The following is a 17,758-nucleotide window of genomic DNA, read 5'->3' as shown; positions in this document are numbered from 1 at the left end:
GCGCAGAGCATGGACGCCGTGTCCGGGTTCCCGCTTGCGCAGATCGTCCCGTGGGCTCTTGTGGTGCTCCTCCTGGTCGCGGTGATCGTGCTGTTCCTCAGGCAGCGCAAGCCGGCCAGCCTGAAGGAAGAGGCCATGCTGGAGGCCGTCCACCGGATGTGGAAGGCCGCGCCGAACCTCCGCTCCGGCCTGGACGAGGAAGCCGCCGACAAGATCACCACGCAGCTGCTGCAGATGCTCGACTGCGTCGCCGTCGGCATCACCGACAGCGAGGGCACGCTGCTGTCGTGGGACGGCGAGGCGAACGAGCACTACGTCGACCTCGTCGAGGCGATCGGGGCGGCGATCCGCAAGCACCGGCGCGAGGTCGTGGCGCACGACCGGATGCCGTGCAACCACCGCGGCACCTGCCGGATGAAGACCGCCGTCATCGTGCCGCTGCTGGTGGAGGGGGAGACCGAGGCGGCGCTGATCGTCGTCGGCCGGACCCGCGGCCGGCTGGTGCAGATGGCCGACGCCGTCGCCCAGTTCGTCTGCACCCAGTTCGAGCTCGCCCGGCTCGACGAGTCCAAGCACCAGCTGCAGCAGGCCGAGATCAAGGCGCTGCGGGCGCAGATCTCGCCGCACTTCGTCTACAACGCGCTGAACACGATCTCCGCGCTGATCCGCACGGACCCCGAAGAGGCGCGAGAGCTGCTTCAGGACTTCGCCGACTTCACGCGCTACTCGTTCCGGACGTCGGGCATGTTCATCTCGCTCGCCGAGGAGCTGCGCAACATCGACCGCTACCTGACCATCGAGAACGCCCGCTTCGGCGGACGGCTCGAGGTGCGGATGAAGATCGCGCCCGAGGTGCTCAGCGTCGTCGTGCCGTTCCTGATCATCCAGCCGCTGGTGGAGAACGCGGTCAAGCACGGGCTGGCCAGCAAGCCGAGCGGCGGCTGCGTCACGGTGATCGCGCAGGACTACGGCACCGAGGCGCTGATCAGCGTCGAGGACGACGGCATCGGCATGGACCCGCGGCGGCTCAACGACCTCAAGAGCGCCCACCGCACCGGCGCGCACGTCGGGCTCGGCAACATCAACCAGCGCATGCAGCAGGTCTTCGGCAGCGACTACGCGGTGATGGTCGAGACCGCGCCCGGGGCCGGCATGAAGGTGACGCTGCGGGTGCCGAAGTTCGTCCCTGGTGTCCGGCCGAACATGCCCGACTACAGCTCCGACGCCGACCGGAGCGAGGCCGACGTCCCGGCACAGGGCGGGCCCGCCCAGCTGACCGGGGCCGAGGTGAACGGCGTCAACGGCACCCGCTCCGGCATCCTCCCCATGGGCTGACTCCGCTGTGACATCCAGGGCTTCGTCCCGGGCCGGGGGCTTCGCCACCCGGACCCCCGAAAAATCCGGCTAGCCTGGGCTTCATGAGCGTTACGGACAAACTGGCTTCGCGGATCCCGGGGCTCGCCGACCGCGTGGAGCGCAAGGACGTCGTGGCCGTGGTGAAGCTGCACGGCGTGATCACCCCGTCGCCGTCGCCGCTGGCCAGGGGGGCGATCAACCTGGCCGCAGTGGAAACGGCGCTGACCAGGGCGTTCGGTCACGAGCGGCTGAAGGCGGTCGCGCTGCTGATCAACTCGCCCGGTGGCGCCCCGACGCAGTCCGGCCTGGTCGCCGAGCGCATCCGCCAGCTGGCCGACGAGAAGAACGTGCCGGTGCTGGCGTTCTGCGAGGACGTCGCCGCGTCGGGCGGGTACTGGCTGGCCTGCGCGGCGGACGAGATCTACGCGCACCGGACGTCGATGGTCGGCTCGATCGGCGTGATCAGCGGCGGCTTCGGGTTCACCGGCCTGCTCGAACGCTTCGGCATCGAGCGGCGGCTGCACACGGCGGGCGCGAACAAGTCGCGGCTGGACCCGTTCTCGCCGGAGAAGCCCGAAGACGTCGAGTGGCTGAAGAAGATGCACACCCAGCTCCACGAGTTGTTCGTGAACTGGGTCAAGGAGCGCCGCGGCGACCGGCTGGCCGACTCGGAGGACCTGTTCACCGGCGACGTCTGGCTCGGTGCGAAGGCGGTCGAGCTGGGCCTGGCCGACGGCCTCGGCAGCCTCCGCCAGATCGTCACCGAGCGCTACCCGGACGCGGAGATCTCGGTGGCCGAGCCGAAGAAGCCCCTGCTGGCGCGCCTCGGCCTCGGGGCACCGGCGGCGGCGTCGGCGGTGCTGGACGCGGTGACGCAGAAGGCGGCCTGGTCCCGCTTCGGCCTCTGACGCCGATGTCCGGTTCGGGTACTTCCGGGCACTTCTTGTGACCTGGATCACCCAACCCGTGTAACGCCTCTGGAATCGGCGTGGGGACGTCAGTTCTCCTTGTCGGCGGGCTTTGTTGCGAACGGCAACAAATCCGGTCGACAAGGAGGTCGTCCCCGATGCCCCACTCCCGCAGACTCGCCCTCGGTGCCGTGCTCGGCGCCGCGCTCATCGCCGTCCCGCTGACGCTGCCCGCGGCCGCGTCCATCCCGCCGCCCGAATCGGGCTGGACCACCGTGTTCGCCGACGACTTCACCGGCGGTGCGGGCTCGCTCCCCTCGAGCGCGAACTGGATCATCGACACCGGCCACGGCTACCCCGGCGGCCCCGCCAACTGGGGCACCGGCGAGATCCAGAACTACACTGCGAGCACGGCCAACCTCGCGCAGGACGGCGCCGGCAACCTCCGCATCACGCCGTTGCGCGACAGCGCGGGCAACTGGACGTCGGCCCGCATCGAGACCCAGCGCGCCGACTTCCGGCCCCCGGCGGGCGGGGTCGTGCGGATCGAAAGCCGGATCCAGATGCCGAACGTCACCGGCGCGGCTGCGCTCGGCTACTGGCCCGCGTTCTGGGCGCTCGGCGGCCCGTACCGCGGCAACTACTGGAACTGGCCCGCCGTCGGCGAGTTCGACATCATGGAGAACGTCAACGGGATCAACTCGGTCTGGGGCGTCCTGCACTGCGGGGTAAACCCGGGCGGCCCGTGCAACGAGACCACCGGCCTGCCGAACAACCGGGCCTGCCCGGGCAGCAGCTGCCAGTCGGCCTTCCACACCTACCGCTTCGAATGGGACGCGAGCACCAGCCCGCAGGTCTTCCGGTGGTTCGTCGACGGCCAGCAGTTCCACTCGGTGAGCCAGAACCAGGTCGACGCGACCACCTGGGCGAACATGACGACCCACCAGGGCTACTTCGTGCTGCTGAACCTGGCCATCGGCGGCGCGTTCCCGAACAACAACTCGGGCACGACCACGCCGGGGCCGGGGATCGTGCCCGGTCACCCGATGGTCGTCGACTACGTCACGGTGTCCACCCGCGGCGGCGGCGGCACGACCACCCCGCCCACCACGACCACGCCGCCGTCCGGTGGCGGCAGCGCCTACAGCACCATCCAGGCGGAGGCGTTCGGCCAGCAGTCCGGGATGATCACCGAGGCCACCACCGACGCCGGCGGCGGCCAGAACGTCGGCGCGGTGGCCAACGGCGACTGGGCGCTCTACCCGAACATCGACTTCGGCAGCTCCGCGGCCACGAACTTCCAGGCCAGGGTCGCCTCCGGCGCGGCGGCCGGCGTGAGCGGGCTCGTCGAGGTGCGGCTCGACAGCCGATCCAACGCGCCCATCGGCAGCTTCGCGCTGGGCAACACCGGGGGCTGGCAGAGCTGGCGGACCGTCCCGGCGAACATCAGCGCGGTGACCGGCGTGCACAACGTGTACCTGACGTTCACGAGCGGCCAGCCCGCGGATTTCGTGAACCTCAACTGGTTCACCTTCGTGCACTGAGACGAGGGGACCCGCGGTCCCCGGCCGCGGGTCTTCCCACATCAGGCAGACAGGGGCTGGACATTGCACTCGGCAATGGGCAGGATGCGTTTCACTGTGAGTGCTCACGATGACACCCGGAAACTCGTGGTCCTGGCCGTGGACGACGAGCCGAACGGTCTTGACGAACTCGTCCACTGCCTGCGCAACAGCCCGCACGTGGCGAAGGTGTTCCCGGCGATCGACGCCTCCGAGGCGCTGCGGTTGCTGTCCACCGACGACCCGCGGCTGCGCGAGCGCAAGGACCGCGGCCTGCCGATCGTCGACGCCGTCTTCGCGGACATCGACATGCCCGGGCTGTCCGGCATGGAGATGTCGCGCGTGTTCGCCGCGCTGCGGCCCTCGCCCGCGCTGGTGTTCGTCACCGGCCACGCCGAAGAAGCCGTCAACGCCTTCGACCTCGGCGCCCTCGACTACGTCCTCAAGCCCTACCAGCAGGATCGCCTCGACCGCGCCATCACGCGCGTGCTGGACAAGCTGGCCGCGGCCGCGGCGCCCCCGCCCGGCGCCATGGGCGGCGAGCCGGTCAAGAACGACGACGAGGTCATCCCGGTCGAGCTGGCCGGCACCACGAAGCTCATCCCGCGCTCCTCGGTCCGCTGGGTCGAGGCGCAGGGCGACTACGCGCGGCTGTTCACCACCGAAGGCAGCCACCTGGTCCGCATCCCGCTGGCCCAGCTCGAAGAGCGCTGGGAGAAGGCCGGGTTCGTCCGGATTCACCGGTCGTTCCTGGTCGCCCTGCCGCTGATCACCGAGCTGCGCATGGGCCAGGGCGGCTATCAGGTCGTCATCGGCAACGAGGAGAAGGTGCTGCCGGTGAGCCGGCGGCACACCCGCGCGCTGAAGGACCGGCTGGTCGGTTCGGGCCGGAACGGCTGAACCGGGACCGGCCATGACCGACGACTACTACGAGCGCCGCGCGAACGGCGTCCGCGAACCGGATCCGACCCTCGGCAGGCGGGGCCGGCAGCGGCCGCTGCCGCAGCCGATCGAGCGGGCCGTCGTCGAGTCCCTGCCGCCGGCACCGGAGAACGAGCCGCCGAAGCCGGAACACCACGCGAAACCCAAGCGCGAGCGGGTGATCCTCAACGATCCCCGCCGCGGCGCCGGCACCCTGCGCGCCCGGGTCGAGCTGGAGGAGCAGACCAGCTGGGGGAAGCTGCTCGTCCGCGACCACCTGGTGAAGGTGCAGCTGCGGACGGCGCTGCTGCTCTCGCTGCTCGTCGTCGGCGTCTTCGGCTCGCTGCCCGTGCTGTTCTACCTGGTGCCGGGGTTCTCCCGGGCCAGCCTGCTCGGTATCCCGGTGGCCTGGCTGATTCTCGGCGTGCTGCCGTTCCCGTTCCTGTTCGGCGTCGGGATCTGGTACAACCGCCTGGCCGAACGCAACGAACGCGCTTTCGTGGACATGATCGAAAACTAGTTTCGCACTAGGTCGTGCGAGGATTCCTCCCGTGCAGTTGAACCCGTGGGCCTTGACCGGCATCGTGCTGGTCGCCGTGGTGACGCCCTACCTCGGTCACCGCTCCTCGCGGTCGGCGACGAGCACGCACGACTTCCTGGTCGCGCGGCGCACCGTGCGGTCCCGCCGCAACGCCGCCGCGATCTCCGGCGAGTACCTGTCCGCGGCCTCGTTCCTCGGCATCGCCGGAATCGTGCTGAAGGACGGCGCCGACGCGCTGTGGTTCCCCATCGGGTTCACCGCCGGGTACCTGGCGCTGATGCTGTTCGTGGCCGCGCCGCTGCGCCGGTCCGGGGCCTACACGCTGCCCGACTTCGTCGAGATGCGGCTCGGCTCGCAGGGCCTGCGCCGGTTCTCCACGGCGTTCGTCGTGTTCATCGGGGTGCTCTACATGGTCCCGCAGCTGCAGGGCGCCGGGCTGACGCTGGCGACGATCCTCCCGGTGCCGGTGTGGGCGGGCGGCGTCGCGGTCATGGTCCTCGTGGCGTTCAACGTGATCTCCGGCGGTATGCGGGCGATCACCGTCGTCCAGGCGCTCCAGTACTGGATCAAGCTGTTCGCGATCTCGGTGCCCGCCTTCGTGCTCTGCATGGTGTTCTTCACCGGCGGCGGCCCGGACGGCTTCCGGCCGCTCGGTGCGCCCGCACCGCCGGTCTTCGTCAGCGACACCACGGTCGACGTGCAGACCGACGTCACCCTGCACGTCACCTCGGACACCTACCTCTACGCCTACGGCCGCACCGACAACGGCCCGGCGGCCGGGCCGACGCACTGGACTCCGCTGGCGCCGCACACGGTGTCCGAAGGCACCAAGCTGAAGTTCATGGCCGGCACGCCGGTCCCGGTGGTCAGCGACGCGAGCGTCGACAACGCGGACTGGCTGCACCCGGGCTCGGGCAGCCTCACCGACCTGCTCCAGACGTACTCGCTGATGTTCGCGACGTTCCTGGGCACGATGGGCCTGCCGCACGTGCTGGTCCGCTTCTACACCAACCCCGACGGCAAGGCCGCGCGCCGCACGACCGTGCACGTCCTGCTGCTGCTGGGCCTGTTCTACCTGTTCCCGACGCTGCTGGGCGCCCTGTCGCGGATGTACGTGCCCGAACTGCTGGTGACCGGCACGGCGGACGCGGCGATCCTGCAACTGCCGTCGGCGATCCTGCCCGGGATCGGCGGCCGGCTCCTCGGCGCGGTCACCGCGGCCGGCGCCTTCTCGGCGTTCCTGTCCAGCACGTCCGGACTGCTGGTGAGCGTCGCCGGGGTGGTGTCCACCGACCTGCTGCCCGGCCGGGTGCGCGACTTCCGCGTGGCGGCCGGGCTGGTCGCCCTGTGCCCGATCGCGCTGGCGGTGGTGCTGCGGCCGGAGGACATCTCGCTGTCGATCGGGCTGACGTTCGCGCTCGCCGCGTCGACGTTCAGCCCGCTGCTGGTGCTGGGCATCTGGTGGCGCAAGCTGTCCTGGCCGGGTGCGCTGGCCGGGATGCTCGTCGGCGGCGGCCTGGTGCTGGCCGCCCTGGTGGTCAACGTCGTGAGCGGCTACACCGGCGGCTGGGCGCCCTGGTTCGTCAACCAGCCGGCGCTCATCACCGTCCCGGCCGCCTTCGTGTCGACGTACCTCGTGAGCCGCGTGACCGGCTACGGCCGCCCGGAGCACGTCCACGACATCATGCTGCGGCTGCACGCGCCGGACCCGCTCGGCTTCATGCGGGACAGGGCCGTGGCCCGCTTCGGCCAGGCCGAGGAGAAAACCCGCCTCCCCGGCCGAGGCCGCCACCGCAAGTAACGGTCATGCCCCGCCAATCACGCGTAATACCTCCCCAATCACGCGTGATGCCTTCCCAGTCACGCGTGATGCCTACCCAGTCACGCGTGATGCCCGGCTCCGGTGCGCACACCGCGACCTCACGCGCGGGCAACGCCTCTCCATGGCAGCATGGAGATCGTGGTGAGCCCTGCTGAACTGCCGACCGCCGAGGTCCGCGACCTGCCCAAGGACGGCCTCGTGCTGCTCGACGTCCGCGAAGACGACGAGTGGGCCGCCGGCCACGCGCCCGGCGCCGTGCACATCCCGATGGGGGAGCTGCCCGCCCGCGTCGGCGAGCTGGCCGACCTGCCCGAGAACGAGCCGATCCACGTGATCTGCCGCAGCGGCGGCCGGTCCGCGCGGGCGGCGGCGTGGCTGAACCAGAGCGGCTGGGACGCGGTGAACGTCGCCGGTGGCATGGGCGCGTGGCAGCGCGAAGGCCGTCCCATGGTCAGCGAGCACCCCGGCATCGAACCCGAAGTGATCTAGCTTGCACCCGGGGCAGCCTCCGCAGGGCCGGCCGTACCCGCCCGGGTACTGGCCGCGCCCCGCGCTGCCGCCGACGGCCCAGCAGCTGCAGGGCCGGACGCTCGCCGCCCAGCCGGAGCCGTACCCCTACCACCGCCGTCCGGCGCACCGGCCGAAGCTGCGCTGGGTGGCGACCCCGCCGCCCGGTGCGTGGCCGCGCCGCCGCGTCGTCGCCCCCGAGCCGTACCTCGGTCCGCCGTCGTACCCCGTGCCGCCGCGCTGGGGCTTCCCGAACCTGGTCTGGCGGCGTCCGACGTCGGTGCCCGGTACGGCTTCCGACGAGATCCGCCCGATCGACCGGGTGCCGGTGCTCCGGCGCAGCGTGGTCGTCGTCCTCTTCGCGTTCGCCGCGCTCGCCGTGACCGCGGCAAGCGCCGAATTCTGGCGGTACGTGCTGCTCGTCCAGGGCCGCGACACCGCGCTCTCCCGTTCGGTGGTGGCGTTCTCCGACGGCTTCGTGCTCACCGCGGGCCTGCTCGCCTCGATCCTCGCGCTGCTGCCCGCCGGGCTGTCGCTCTGGTGGCTGCTGGTCGCGCGCCAGGCGGCCGCGGACGTGTCCGGCGACGACCCGCCGCGGCCGGTGTGGCAGGTGCTGGTCGGCGTCCTCGTGCCGGTGGCGAACCTGCCGCTGGCCCTGTCGATCGTCGGCGAGCTGGAGCACGCGGTGCTGGGGCGCTCGCGGGACGTCCGGCCGAAGCCGTCGCGCCAGGTCCTCGTGTGGTGGGGCGCCTGGCTGCTCAACTGGATCCTGCTCGGCGTGTCGATCATCTGGCGCTTCCGCGGCGACGTGCAGTCGATGGCCGACAGCGTCCTCCTGGTCGCGCTGACCGACCTGGCCGCGGCCACGCTGGCGGTGCTGACCGCCCTGGTGGTGCGGCGGTTCTCCACGCTGCTGGCGCCGTCGGACGCACTGGCCGTGCGGGAGATGCGCGTGCTGAAGGTGCAGGGCGCGCCCGAGCCGGAACTGCGGACTTCACGGCCGGCGGGCGCGGCGCGCTAAAAGCGGCCGTAGGCCGGTTCCAGCTGGTCGAAGGCCTGTTCCGCAAGGGGCCAGAGCTCGTCGACGATGGCTTTCTCGTCCTCGAGGGTCCGGTCGAAGACCTCCTGGAAGAGCACGCGCAGGACCGTGGCGAGGTGCGCGGCGGCGAGCGTCGGCGCGAGGTCTTCCTCGGGGTGGCGCCGGATCAGCAGGTCGACGAGCGCCGTCTCGCGCTCGCGGTGCATCTCGTGCAGCGCGTTCGTCAGCACCGGGCTCTCCTTGATCATCCGCACGAAGCCGGGACCGGAAAAGCCGACCAGCGCGTGCTCGGCGCCCAGCGCTTCGAAGTAGAGCTCGCGCGTGTCGTGGAAGACGCTGTCGCGGATGAGCGCGGCCGGCCAGGACGTGAAGTCCTCGCGGATGTCGAAGACCAGGTCTTCCTTGCGCGGGAAGTGGTTCGTCACGGTCATCTTGGCGACCTGCGCCTCGGCGGCGATGTCCGCGATCGTCACGTCCTCGAAGCCGTTGCGGATGAACAGCCGCGTGGCCACGTCGGAGATGGTCTTCCTGGTCTCGTGCTTCTTCCGATCCCGGAGTCCCTGGCTCATGGCGTCACTCTACTGGGTCGAACCCAAGATTGTGCTTGACCCATTAACTATGTCGAACCTAATCTGAGGTTCGACCTAATCATCTGGGGGTGGGCATGACAACGGCAGTCCGATCCGATGCGGCGCTGTGGCGGCTCGGCGGTGTGCTGATCATGGGCGCGGTGCTGTCGATCCTCGACGCGACGATCGTGACGGTCGGGATCGGCTCGATCGCCCGTGACCTCGAGAGCCCGCTGACCACGGTGCAGTGGGTGGCGAGCGCGTACCTGCTCGCGGCTTCGGCGGCCATCCCGCTGTCCGGCTGGCTGACCGACCGGTTCGGCGGCCGCGCGGTGTGGCTGACGGCGGTGGCGATCTTCACCGCGGGCACGCTGTTGTGCGGCTTCGCCTGGTCCGCGCCTTCTCTGGTGGCCTTCCGCGTGCTGCACGGATTGGGCGGTGGGCTGATGCAGCCGGTCGGGCAGGCGGTTTTCGCCCAGGCGGCGGGCCCGGCGCTGGGCCGGATGATCGGGGTGATCACCCTGCCGGCGACGGTGGCCCCGGTGCTGGGCCCGATGCTCGGCGGCGCGCTGGTGTCGGACTTCGGGTGGCGCTGGATGTTCTTCGGCGTCGTTCCGCTGGGCGTGGCGACGCTCCTCTTCGCGCGGCGGCTCCTCCCGGCTCCCGAACCCGCTGGGGTTCGTGACTCCCTGGACGTCAGGGGAGTCCTGTTGCTGTCGCCGGGGCTGGGTGCGCTCGTCTACGGCCTGGCCGAGGGCGTGGTCGTCGCCGGGGCGGCCGGGGCTGCGCTGCTGCTGGCGTACGGCGTCCACGCGCACCGAGCGGCGTCGCCGGTGCTGGACCTGGAACTGTTCCGGAATCGGGGGTTCGCGGTCGCGAGCGGGAGCACGTTCCTGCTGGGAGCGTCGCTCTACAGCTCGATGCTGCTGCTTCCGCTGTATTACCAGCAGGTCGAGCGGGCGAGCGCGGTGCGGGCCGGGCTGCTGCTGGCGCCTCAGGCCCTCGGCTCGGCGGCGGTCCTGCTGGCGAGCGGCCCGCTCCTGGCCCGGTTCGGGCCCCGCCGGATGATGCTGGCCGGCATCGGCCTGTCCCTGCTGGGCACGGTGGCGTTCACCCAGCTCGGTTCGGCACCCGGCGGCGGCTTGCTGACCCTGTCCCTTCTGCTCCGCGGCGTCGGCTTGGGCGCCGCGACGGCCCCCGGCATGACAACGCTCTACGGCTCGTTGGAGCGATCCCGCATCCCCCGGGCGGCGAGCGCGTTCAACGTGGTCAACCGCATCGGCGGCTCACTGGGCACCGCCCTGTTGGCCGCGATCCTCCACCGCGAGCTCACGTCCGCGCCACCTCCGGCGGCGTTCGGCACCACGTTCACGTGGGCTCTGGCGTTGTCGGCGCTGACTCTGGTCCCCGCACTGTTCTTCCCCCGAAGGAGCATCCGTTGACTTTCCGCCTCCTGAGCGTTCACGCCCACCCGGACGACGAGTCCAGCAAGGGCGCGGCCACCCTGGCCCGCTACGCGGCCGAAGGTGTCGACGTCCTGGTCGCCACCTGCACCGGCGGCGAACGCGGCGACGTCCTGAACCCGGCTCTGGACACGGCCGAGACGTGGGCGAACCTCCCGGCCATCCGCCGCCGCGAGATGGCTGCGGCCGCCGAGATCCTCGGCGTCCGTCACCGCTTCCTCGGCCTGGTCGACTCCGGCCTGCCGGCCGACGGCGAGCCGTTGCCCGACGGTAGCTTCGCGGCCCTGCCGCTGTCCGAGGCGGCGGCGCCCCTGGTGGCGCTGATCCGCGAGTTCCGCCCGCACGTGGTGATCACGTACGACGAAACGGGCGGCTACCCGCACCCGGACCACATCCGCACCCACGAGGTGACGCTCGAGGCCTTCACCGCGGCCGCCGACCCCGCTCGCTACCCCGGCTCCACCCCGCCGTGGCGACCCCGAAAGCTCTACTACCAGGCCACCCTCAGCCGCGCGTGGTTCCAGGCCCTCCACGACGCCACCCTGGCCGCCGGCCTGGAGTCCTCAATGGCCGACGTCCTCGACGAACTCCCGCCCGACAAGCTCCCCATCACCACCAAAGTTCGCTGCGAGGCCTACTTCGCCACGCGAGACAAAGCCCTCCTGGCGCACGCCACCCAGGTAGACCCCGCCCACCCGTTCTTCGCCCACTCACGCGAAATCGAACGCCAAACCTGGCCCCACGAGGACTACCACCTGGCCCACCCCACCCCAGGCCCCGCCCTCGAAACCGACCTCTTCACCGGAGTAACCCCATGACCCCCGTGTCGTCCCTCCAATCACGCGAGATGCCCCTCCAGTCACGCGAGATGCCCCTCCAATCACGCGAGATGCCTCTCGGATCACGCCAGAGCCGCCGCGGATCCCGGGTGACCGCTGGGCGGGGACGCCGTCACGCGCTGACCCGAAGCTCCCGCAACCCCCGAATCACGAACTCGGGCCGCCGCGGCGGCGTCTCGACCAAGCGCAACCCCGGCAGCTTCTCCGCCAACGCACTCAACGCGGCGGCGATCTCCACCCGAGCGAGAGGAGCACCCACGCAGTAGTGAATCCCCAGCCCGAACCCGAGGTGCGCATTCGGCGTCCGTCCGATGTCCAGGCGGTCCGGCTCGTCGAACACCTCCGGGTCACGAGCCGCGGCGCCGAGCAGGGCGCCGATCTTCTCGCCCCGCGAAACCACATACCCGCAAATCGACACGTCCTCCGTCGCCGTCCGCTCGAACAGCTGCAACGGCGCGTCGAAGCGGATCAGCTCCTCCACACACGAATCCAGAAGGGCAGGTGAGGCCAGCAGGCGCTCCCACTGGTCCCGGTGCGTCAGCAGGGCCGTGATGCCGTTGCCGAGTACGTTCACCGTCGCTTCGTGGCCGGCCATCAGCAGGAGGACCGCGGTGGCCACCAGCTCGTCGGGTGTCAGCTCGCTGCGCAACAGATCGCTGATGATGTCGTCGCCCGGTGCGTCCGCGCGGGCCGCGGCCACCGAGCGGACGTAGTCGACGAACTCGGCCGCCGCCCGCTCGGCCGCGTCGCGGCCTTCCTCGGCGAGGCCGTACTCGTACATCTTCACGATCGCGTTGGACAGCTGCACCATCCGTGGCCCGTCGGTGCCGGGGACGCCCAGCAGCTCGGCGATCACCGCGACCGGCAGTGGCTGGGCGAGGTGCTCGAGGAGGTCGGCGCTGCCGTCGGTGGCGATCGCGGCGGCCAGGTCGTCGACCATGCGGGCGGCGAGCGTCGCGACCATCGGGCGCAGCCGTTGCACGTGGCCGCGGCCGAACGCGCCCGCGATCAAGCGGCGGAGGCGGGTGTGGGCCGGCGGCTCGTTCTCCAGGAGCGAGTTGCGGTGCAGCAGGTTGAACGAGGCGAACCGCTCGAGCGGCTGGGCGTCCTGCCAGATCCGGCCCAGGCCGCGGTGGCGCAGCACCGCCGACGACGCGGCGTGCGACACCGCGACGGCGATGCCGAGCCCTTCGTGGAAATGGACTTCGCCTCGCGAGCGGAGCTCGGCGAACGCCGGGTACGGATCTTCGAGGAACGCGGGATCGCGGGGGTCGAACACGTCGCGAGACTAACCCTTCGATAGCGTCTGAAGCCGAGCCAGAGGAGGCAGCAGTGGGCAAGGGCGCGCGCAAGAAGGGTCCCAAGCAGGCGTCGGACCGCAAGCCGAAGGTGCGCGACGTCTTCGTCGGCCAGCCGTTCGAAGGGCTGGCGGCGGAGCCCGAGCTGATCGCGCTGCGCGAGTTCGTGCCGTCCGCGACGGCCCAGCTCACCCTCGCCGACGGTGGTGACGTCACGCTCGGGACTGTGCTGCCGATGGCGGCCGCCGCGTTCGTCCGCTCGGACGGCCGGCGCTACCTCGGCCTGCAGGTGCAGACCCGCTCGTCCGACATCAGCCGTGACCTCGGCCGGTCGCTGAAGTGGCTGCTGGACGCCAAGGAGGGTGACGTCCTCGGCGTGCCGGACACCACCACCCCGCCGTCCGCCGACGAGCACGCGCGCCTCCAGGACCTGCTGACGCCGGGGGCCGAACTCGACGTCACGCTGCACAAGGACTTCGCCTGGTGGCTGCCCGAAGACGCGGACGCCACCGGGGACGTCGCCGTGTCGCTCGAGCGCGCGAACGCCGCGATCATGCCCACCGAACGGCTCGGCTCGGGTGCCTACTGGGTCCTCGCCGGCGAGAAGGCGCACCTGCGCTGGGTTCGGCCGGAGCCGGAGAACCTGCTGCTCCAGGCCCTCGCCCGGCTGTCCGCGGCCGGCGAGCTCGGCCTCGGTGAAGGCTCGCGCTACGCGGGCTCGTTCCGGGCGCACGGCCTGCTCGTCCCGGTCTGGGACCTCGACCCCGAGGCGCACGCCCGCGAGTGGGCCGAGGCGAAGGACGCCCTCGGCGCCCGGCTCGAGACGGCTCTCAAGTCGCTCGACGACGAGCCGCTGAACGCGACCGAGCGTCGCGCGCGGGACGGCCTGATCGGCCGCCAGCTCACCCTGCGCTGAGCGCCGTGATCGAGCGCCGGACCGTCGGTACGAACCGGCGGTTCGTCACCGCTCGATGAGCGTTCAACCAGGCGTTATGTGGCGCAAGAGACACCGCCGCCGCATCGCGCCGGTGGGACGATTCTGTGCGTGATACTTCACATCTGCGGGGCGGCCGCCTGGGCCGAGGTGAGTGAAGGCGGCGAGTACCGGGATCCTTCCTTGGACGAAGTCGGCTTCATCCACTGTTCCGACTTCGGCACGGTGAACCTGCCGGCCAACATCCGGTTCCGGGGCCGCACCGATCTGGTGCTGCTCGAAATCGACCCGGCCAAGGTCGATGCGCCGGTCCGCTGGGAGGACGGGCTGCCGCCGCACCCCGAGGGGATCTGGTTCCCGCACGTCTACGGCCCGATCCCGCACGCGGCGGTCGTCGGCGTGCACGAATTCCCCGAGTCCGAGGGCGGCGGTTTCCGGCTGCCCGACTCGCTCGCCCGCCGCTGACGTGGGCAGACCATCACCCGGCCGGAAGTTCGCGAATCCGGCCGGGTACGCGGGCAACCTGAGGGGGCTGTGATGCGTGTTGGGGAGGAAAGCGACTCGGCTTCTGGCTACCCGACCCCGATGGGAGGCGATACGGTGACCGCTGCGGCACCCGTCTTCACCGGGGGAGAAACCTGGGTGACCGGCGCAGGCCGAGGGAGGGCCGCGACGTTGGCTGGGGAGTTCGTCGACTTCGGCGACTTCGTGCAGGCCACCCTGCCGGGCCTGCTGCGGTACGGGCACGCGCTCACCGGCAACCCGCACGACGCGGCGGACCTGGTGCAGACCGTGCTGGAGAAGATCGGTTCGCGCTGGACGTACGTCCACGAGAAGACGGGCGACCCGCTGGCCTACGTCCGCCGGTCGATGGCGAACGCGCACGTCAGCCGCTGGCGCCGGACGCGCCGGGAGAACCTCGTCGCGGACCTGCCGGACACCAGCCCGCACGTGCCGGCCGACCCGTTCGAGCACGAGCCGCTGTGGCGTGCGTTACGAACACTGCCGCCGAGACAACGGGCCGTGATGGTCCTGCGTTACTACGAAGGTCTCTCCGAAGCGGAGATCGCCGGTGCCCTCGGGATCACCCAGGGCACCGTCAAGAGCCAGGCGAGCAAGGCGATCGCGTCGCTGCGGATGAAACTGAAGTCGGCCGACGGCGAAGGCGAAGGGAGTGGTGCGGGTTGAACATCTCCGAGGATGAACTGGAGCAGCGCCTGCGCGCCCTGTTCGCCGACGAGCGGCTGGACCTGCCGCCGCCGCCCGAAGCCGGCACGGTCATCGTCGCCGGTGCGCGACGCCGTCGTCGCCGTCGGCACGCCGTGCAGGCCGTCGCCGGGGTCGCGGCCGCCGTGGTCGCCGTCGCCGGGGGGCTGACCATGATCCGGCTCCACACCGAGGACGGCACCGCGGTGATGTCCGCCGACGGGACCGGGACCAGCGTCAAACCGCCCGAGAACCTCACGCCGGGCCGGCCGCCGGAGCCGTCCACGCCCGGGCCGACCGGCACCCAGAGCATCCAGGCTTCCGTACCACCCGAGACGTCGCCGTCGCATCGGCCGCCGTCCTCCCCGCCGCCGCCCTCCACGCTCCCCGACGTGATCACCGGGCCGCTGCTCGCGGCCGACGGCTTCGGCAAGCTCAAGCTCGGCATGTCCGAGGCCGACATCGCGCAGACCGTCACGCTCAGCGACGCGCAGGCCGGCGCCGGCTGCACCGTCTACAAGGCGCAGGGCAGCGCGCTTCCCGTGCCCGCGAACATCGTCGTTTCGAAGGCGTCCGGGCTCGTCGCCGTCACCCCGGACGTGGTCGCGCACACCGCCGAAGGCATCGGCGCCGGGGCCACCAAGGATCAGATCCTCGCCGCCTACCCCGCGGCCAAGGAGGAGTCCGGCAGCGTCGTCGCCCCGGCCGGGGCCGCCGCCGAATACCGCTTCCGCCTCGACGAGACCGGCGTCGTGCAGACGAGCCTGGCGAGCGTCACCCAGGACTGCGCCGGCTGAGCGCCGCGCGCACGCGAAAGCCCGGGCTGTCCACAGGGGGAGAGCCCGGGCTTTTACATCGACGCCCCCGCCACCAACCTCAGCGGAGGCGCTTCGCGCGGAGCGTCAGAGCTTGCCGCCGGCCACCGGCGGCATCTGCGAGTCGGTGCCGCCGTCGCCGACGGACTCGCGGTACAGGTGGTTCTCGACCTCGAACAGGTTGCCGTTCGCGCGCTTCACGACGTTCAGCAGCGTGCTCATCTGCGAGATCTCTTCGACCTGCTCCTTGAGGAACCACTGCGTGAACTGCTCGCCGATGTAGTCCTCTTCGGCGCGGGCGGCCTTGGCCAGCGCGGAGATGTCGGCGGCGACCTCCTTCTCCTGCTCGAGCGCGAGCTCGATGAGCTCGGTGACGCCGGAGAAGTCGTTGCGCACCTCCCCGGTGCCGGGGATCTCGACGTGGTGGTCGCGGTCGAGCATGTACTGCACGAGCGCCATCGCGTGGTTGCGCTCTTCGACGGACTGCTTGTAGAAGTGCTTCGCCAGCTGCGGCAGGTCCTCGGCGTCGAACCACACCGCGAGCGCGATGTACTGCTGGGACGCGTTGAACTCGTTGTGGATCTGCGCCTGCAGCAGTTCGTAGAACTTCGAGCGCGGCTCTTTCTTCTTGGTGAGGGCCATGGCCACACGATACGGCAGAATTCGATATTCGACCACTTACGGGTGGTGATCTGCCCCCTATTAGGGTTACCATTCCTAAAGAAGACTCACCTTATTTAAGTAAGCCTTCCCTAAATTGCTGGGCAAATTCAGGGAAGGCTCACTTCACAGGGGGTCGCGCCGGACCGGGCAGGACATGCACCGCGGGCCGCCCCGGCCGGAGCCGAGTTCGGAGCCCGCGATCGGCAGCACCTCGATGCCCGCCGCCTCCAGCCGCTCGTTCGTCTCGACGTTCCGCTCGTAGCCCACGACCACGCCGGGCGCCAGTGCGAGGGTGTTGTTGCCGTCGTCCCACTGCTCGCGTTCGGCCGTCACGGGGTCGAGGCCGGTGTCGATGACGCGCAGCCGGTCGATCCCCATCGCCTCGGCGGCGGCCGCCAGGAACGGCGCCGGGCCGGCCACCTTCACCCCGCCGTCGCCGGTCGGGCGGAGCGTGAACGCCGTCAGCAGGTCGCGCGCGAGCGGGTACATCACCACCGCGTCGGCGTCGACCATCGTGCAGACGGTGTCCAGGTGCATGGTCGCGCGGGACTGCTCGATCGGCACCGCCAGCACGGTGTGCGCGATGCCGTCGGCGAACACCGAGCGGGCCAGCGACTCCGCGCCGGCCGCGGTCGTCCGCTCGCCGACGCCGATGGCGAGCACGCCCGGCGCCAGCAACATCACGTCGCCGCCCTCGATGGGTGCCGAATGGGCGCCGTACGCGCGGGCGGCGTGGCGGAACTGCGGGTGGTAGGCGTAGATCAGGTCGAGCACCGCGGTCTCGCGGCGGCGCGCGGGCATGTTCAGGGACGAAATCGCCACCCGGTCGGCGATCCACACCGACGAGTCGCGGGTGAACAGCAGGTTCGGCAGCGGGTCGACGGCGAAGTCGTGCGGGTGGTTCATCATCCGCACCAGCGACGCGCCTTCCGCCGACGGCAGCTCCTCGAACGTCATGCCGGCCATCAGGACCTCGGCGAGGCCGGCCGCGTCGACGCCGGAAAGGTGCGAACGCAGCGAGTCGGCCAGGTCGCCGCCGAGCCGCCGGTCGTCGACCGCCGCGTGCACGCCCGCCGCGTGCGCCCGGTCGTCCTCCAGCGCCGTCCGGAGGGCGTCGGCCAGCAGCAGGACCTCGACCCCGCGGCCGCGCAGCACCTCGGCGAACGCGTCGTGCTCGTCCTGGGCCCGGTCGACCCACGGGATGGAGTCGAACAGGAGCTGGTCGTTGTTGCGGGGCGTCAGCCTTTTGAGCTCGTTGCCGGGCCGGTGCAGCAGCACCGCGCGCAGGGGTCCGACTTCGCTGTCCACCCGGGGA

General features: G+C 71.0%; 18 protein-coding genes. 14 read left to right on the top strand and 4 right to left on the bottom strand.

From position 1 onward, the window contains the following. Nucleotides 1-9: 9 nt before the first annotated feature. The 8 genes from DV20_RS39815 to DV20_RS39780 all read left to right on the top strand — a co-directional run bounded on the left by DV20_RS39815 (nt 10) and on the right by DV20_RS39780 (nt 8,638). The gene (locus DV20_RS39815; RefSeq protein ID WP_043788735.1) at nt 10-1,335 is read left to right on the top strand and encodes a histidine kinase; all 1,326 of its coding nucleotides are present in this window, start codon (nt 10-12) and stop codon (nt 1,333-1,335) included. 83 nt (nt 1,336-1,418) lie between these two features. Continuing rightward, nucleotides 1,419-2,264, top strand: coding sequence for a S49 family peptidase (locus tag DV20_RS39810; protein ID WP_043788734.1), 846 nt, complete (start codon nt 1,419-1,421; stop codon nt 2,262-2,264). A 158-nt stretch (nt 2,265-2,422) separates the two neighbouring features. Continuing rightward, entirely contained in the window at nt 2,423-3,808 is a 1,386-nt protein-coding gene (locus DV20_RS39805; RefSeq protein ID WP_043788733.1) for a glycoside hydrolase family 16 protein, read from the top strand. Nucleotides 3,809-3,892: 84 nt separating this feature from the next. After that, nucleotides 3,893-4,726: a LytR/AlgR family response regulator transcription factor gene (locus DV20_RS39800; RefSeq protein ID WP_043788731.1), complete on the top strand. Its 834-nt coding sequence runs from the start codon at nt 3,893-3,895 to the stop codon at nt 4,724-4,726. Between the two features lie 13 nt (nt 4,727-4,739). Next, complete coding sequence (locus tag DV20_RS39795) at nt 4,740-5,267, top strand: hypothetical protein (RefSeq protein WP_043788730.1); 528 nt, start codon at nt 4,740-4,742, stop codon at nt 5,265-5,267. Nucleotides 5,268-5,298: 31 nt separating this feature from the next. Next, nucleotides 5,299-7,089, top strand: coding sequence for a sodium/solute symporter (locus DV20_RS39790; RefSeq protein WP_043788728.1), 1,791 nt, complete (start codon nt 5,299-5,301; stop codon nt 7,087-7,089). Between the two features lie 150 nt (nt 7,090-7,239). Continuing rightward, nucleotides 7,240-7,599 (top strand): rhodanese-like domain-containing protein, encoded by a 360-nt coding sequence (locus DV20_RS39785; RefSeq protein ID WP_043788727.1) that lies wholly within the window; start codon nt 7,240-7,242, stop codon nt 7,597-7,599. Nucleotide 7,600: 1 nt separating this feature from the next. Further along, nucleotides 7,601-8,638, top strand: a complete 1,038-nt coding sequence (locus tag DV20_RS39780; RefSeq protein WP_043788726.1) for a DUF4328 domain-containing protein — start codon at nt 7,601-7,603, stop codon at nt 8,636-8,638. Here DV20_RS39780 and DV20_RS39775 read toward each other — a convergent pair. Then, nucleotides 8,635-9,225: a TetR/AcrR family transcriptional regulator gene (locus tag DV20_RS39775; RefSeq protein WP_043788725.1), complete on the bottom strand. Its 591-nt coding sequence runs from the start codon at nt 9,223-9,225 to the stop codon at nt 8,635-8,637. The two genes, DV20_RS39780 and DV20_RS39775, sit on opposite strands and share 4 nt — an antisense overlap. A gap of 95 nt (nt 9,226-9,320) precedes the next feature. On the opposite strand from DV20_RS39775, the gene DV20_RS39770 reads away from it, so the two are divergent. Together DV20_RS39770 and mca are read left to right on the top strand one after the other, a co-directional pair. Beyond that, entirely contained in the window at nt 9,321-10,667 is a 1,347-nt protein-coding gene (locus DV20_RS39770; RefSeq protein WP_167344427.1) for a DHA2 family efflux MFS transporter permease subunit, read from the top strand. Further along, complete coding sequence (gene mca / locus DV20_RS39765) at nt 10,664-11,506, top strand: mycothiol conjugate amidase Mca (RefSeq protein WP_043788724.1); 843 nt, start codon at nt 10,664-10,666, stop codon at nt 11,504-11,506. The genes DV20_RS39770 and mca overlap by 4 nt, the downstream gene beginning before the upstream one ends. Nucleotides 11,507-11,639: 133 nt before the next feature. Here the strand turns inward: mca and DV20_RS39760 are convergent, their stop codons facing one another. Continuing rightward, nucleotides 11,640-12,806, bottom strand: coding sequence for a cytochrome P450 (locus tag DV20_RS39760; RefSeq protein WP_043788723.1), 1,167 nt, complete (start codon nt 12,804-12,806; stop codon nt 11,640-11,642). 53 nt (nt 12,807-12,859) lie between these two features. Here DV20_RS39760 and DV20_RS39755 point away from each other — a divergent pair, with 53 nt between their 5' ends. The 4 genes from DV20_RS39755 (at nt 12,860) to DV20_RS39740 (ending at nt 15,762) form a co-directional block, all read left to right on the top strand. Then, the gene (locus tag DV20_RS39755) at nt 12,860-13,741 is read left to right on the top strand and encodes a DUF5926 family protein (protein WP_043788720.1); all 882 of its coding nucleotides are present in this window, start codon (nt 12,860-12,862) and stop codon (nt 13,739-13,741) included. Nucleotides 13,742-13,870: 129 nt separating this feature from the next. Next, entirely contained in the window at nt 13,871-14,224 is a 354-nt protein-coding gene (locus DV20_RS39750; RefSeq protein ID WP_043788719.1) for a DUF952 domain-containing protein, read from the top strand. Between the two features lie 210 nt (nt 14,225-14,434). Continuing rightward, complete coding sequence (locus tag DV20_RS39745) at nt 14,435-14,947, top strand: SigE family RNA polymerase sigma factor (protein ID WP_043788717.1); 513 nt, start codon at nt 14,435-14,437, stop codon at nt 14,945-14,947. Next, entirely contained in the window at nt 14,944-15,762 is an 819-nt protein-coding gene (locus tag DV20_RS39740) for a hypothetical protein (RefSeq protein WP_043788714.1), read from the top strand. The genes DV20_RS39745 and DV20_RS39740 overlap by 4 nt, the downstream gene beginning before the upstream one ends. 105 nt (nt 15,763-15,867) lie before the next feature. Here the strand turns inward: DV20_RS39740 and DV20_RS39735 are convergent, their stop codons facing one another. Together DV20_RS39735 and DV20_RS39730 are read right to left on the bottom strand one after the other, a co-directional pair. Beyond that, a complete protein-coding gene (locus DV20_RS39735) occupies nt 15,868-16,422 on the bottom strand; it encodes a ferritin (RefSeq protein WP_043788712.1) in 555 nt (184 codons plus the stop codon). Nucleotides 16,423-16,566: 144 nt separating this feature from the next. Then, nucleotides 16,567-17,751 carry an arginine deiminase gene (locus tag DV20_RS39730; protein WP_043788710.1) on the bottom strand — a complete coding sequence of 395 codons (1,185 nt, stop codon included), beginning with the start codon at nt 17,749-17,751 and terminating at the stop codon, nt 16,567-16,569. Nucleotides 17,752-17,758: the final 7 nt, after the last annotated feature.

Origin of the sequence: Amycolatopsis rifamycinica (assembly GCF_000695625.1) — a bacterium.
GTDB lineage: Bacteria > Actinomycetota > Actinomycetes > Mycobacteriales > Pseudonocardiaceae > Amycolatopsis > Amycolatopsis rifamycinica.
The sequence above is the reverse complement of the archived record's forward strand: the minus strand, read 5'-3'. Positions and strand labels throughout refer to the sequence as shown.

Bases quoted from the DNA above. Each gene is read 5' to 3' on its own strand.
- DV20_RS39815 (WP_043788735.1), top strand. From the start codon at position 10: ATGGACGCCGTGTCCGGGTTCCCGCTTGCGCAGATCGTCCCGTGGGCT.
- DV20_RS39810 (WP_043788734.1), top strand. From the start codon at position 1,419: ATGAGCGTTACGGACAAACTGGCTTCGCGGATCCCGGGGCTCGCCGAC.
- DV20_RS39805 (WP_043788733.1), top strand. From the start codon at position 2,423: ATGCCCCACTCCCGCAGACTCGCCCTCGGTGCCGTGCTCGGCGCCGCG.
- DV20_RS39800 (WP_043788731.1), top strand. From the start codon at position 3,893: ATGCGTTTCACTGTGAGTGCTCACGATGACACCCGGAAACTCGTGGTC.
- DV20_RS39795 (WP_043788730.1), top strand. From the start codon at position 4,740: ATGACCGACGACTACTACGAGCGCCGCGCGAACGGCGTCCGCGAACCG.
- DV20_RS39785 (WP_043788727.1), top strand. From the start codon at position 7,240: ATGGAGATCGTGGTGAGCCCTGCTGAACTGCCGACCGCCGAGGTCCGC.
- DV20_RS39775 (WP_043788725.1), bottom strand. From the start codon at position 9,225: ATGAGCCAGGGACTCCGGGATCGGAAGAAGCACGAGACCAGGAAGACC.
- DV20_RS39770 (WP_167344427.1), top strand. From the start codon at position 9,321: ATGACAACGGCAGTCCGATCCGATGCGGCGCTGTGGCGGCTCGGCGGT.
- DV20_RS39735 (WP_043788712.1), bottom strand. From the start codon at position 16,422: ATGGCCCTCACCAAGAAGAAAGAGCCGCGCTCGAAGTTCTACGAACTG.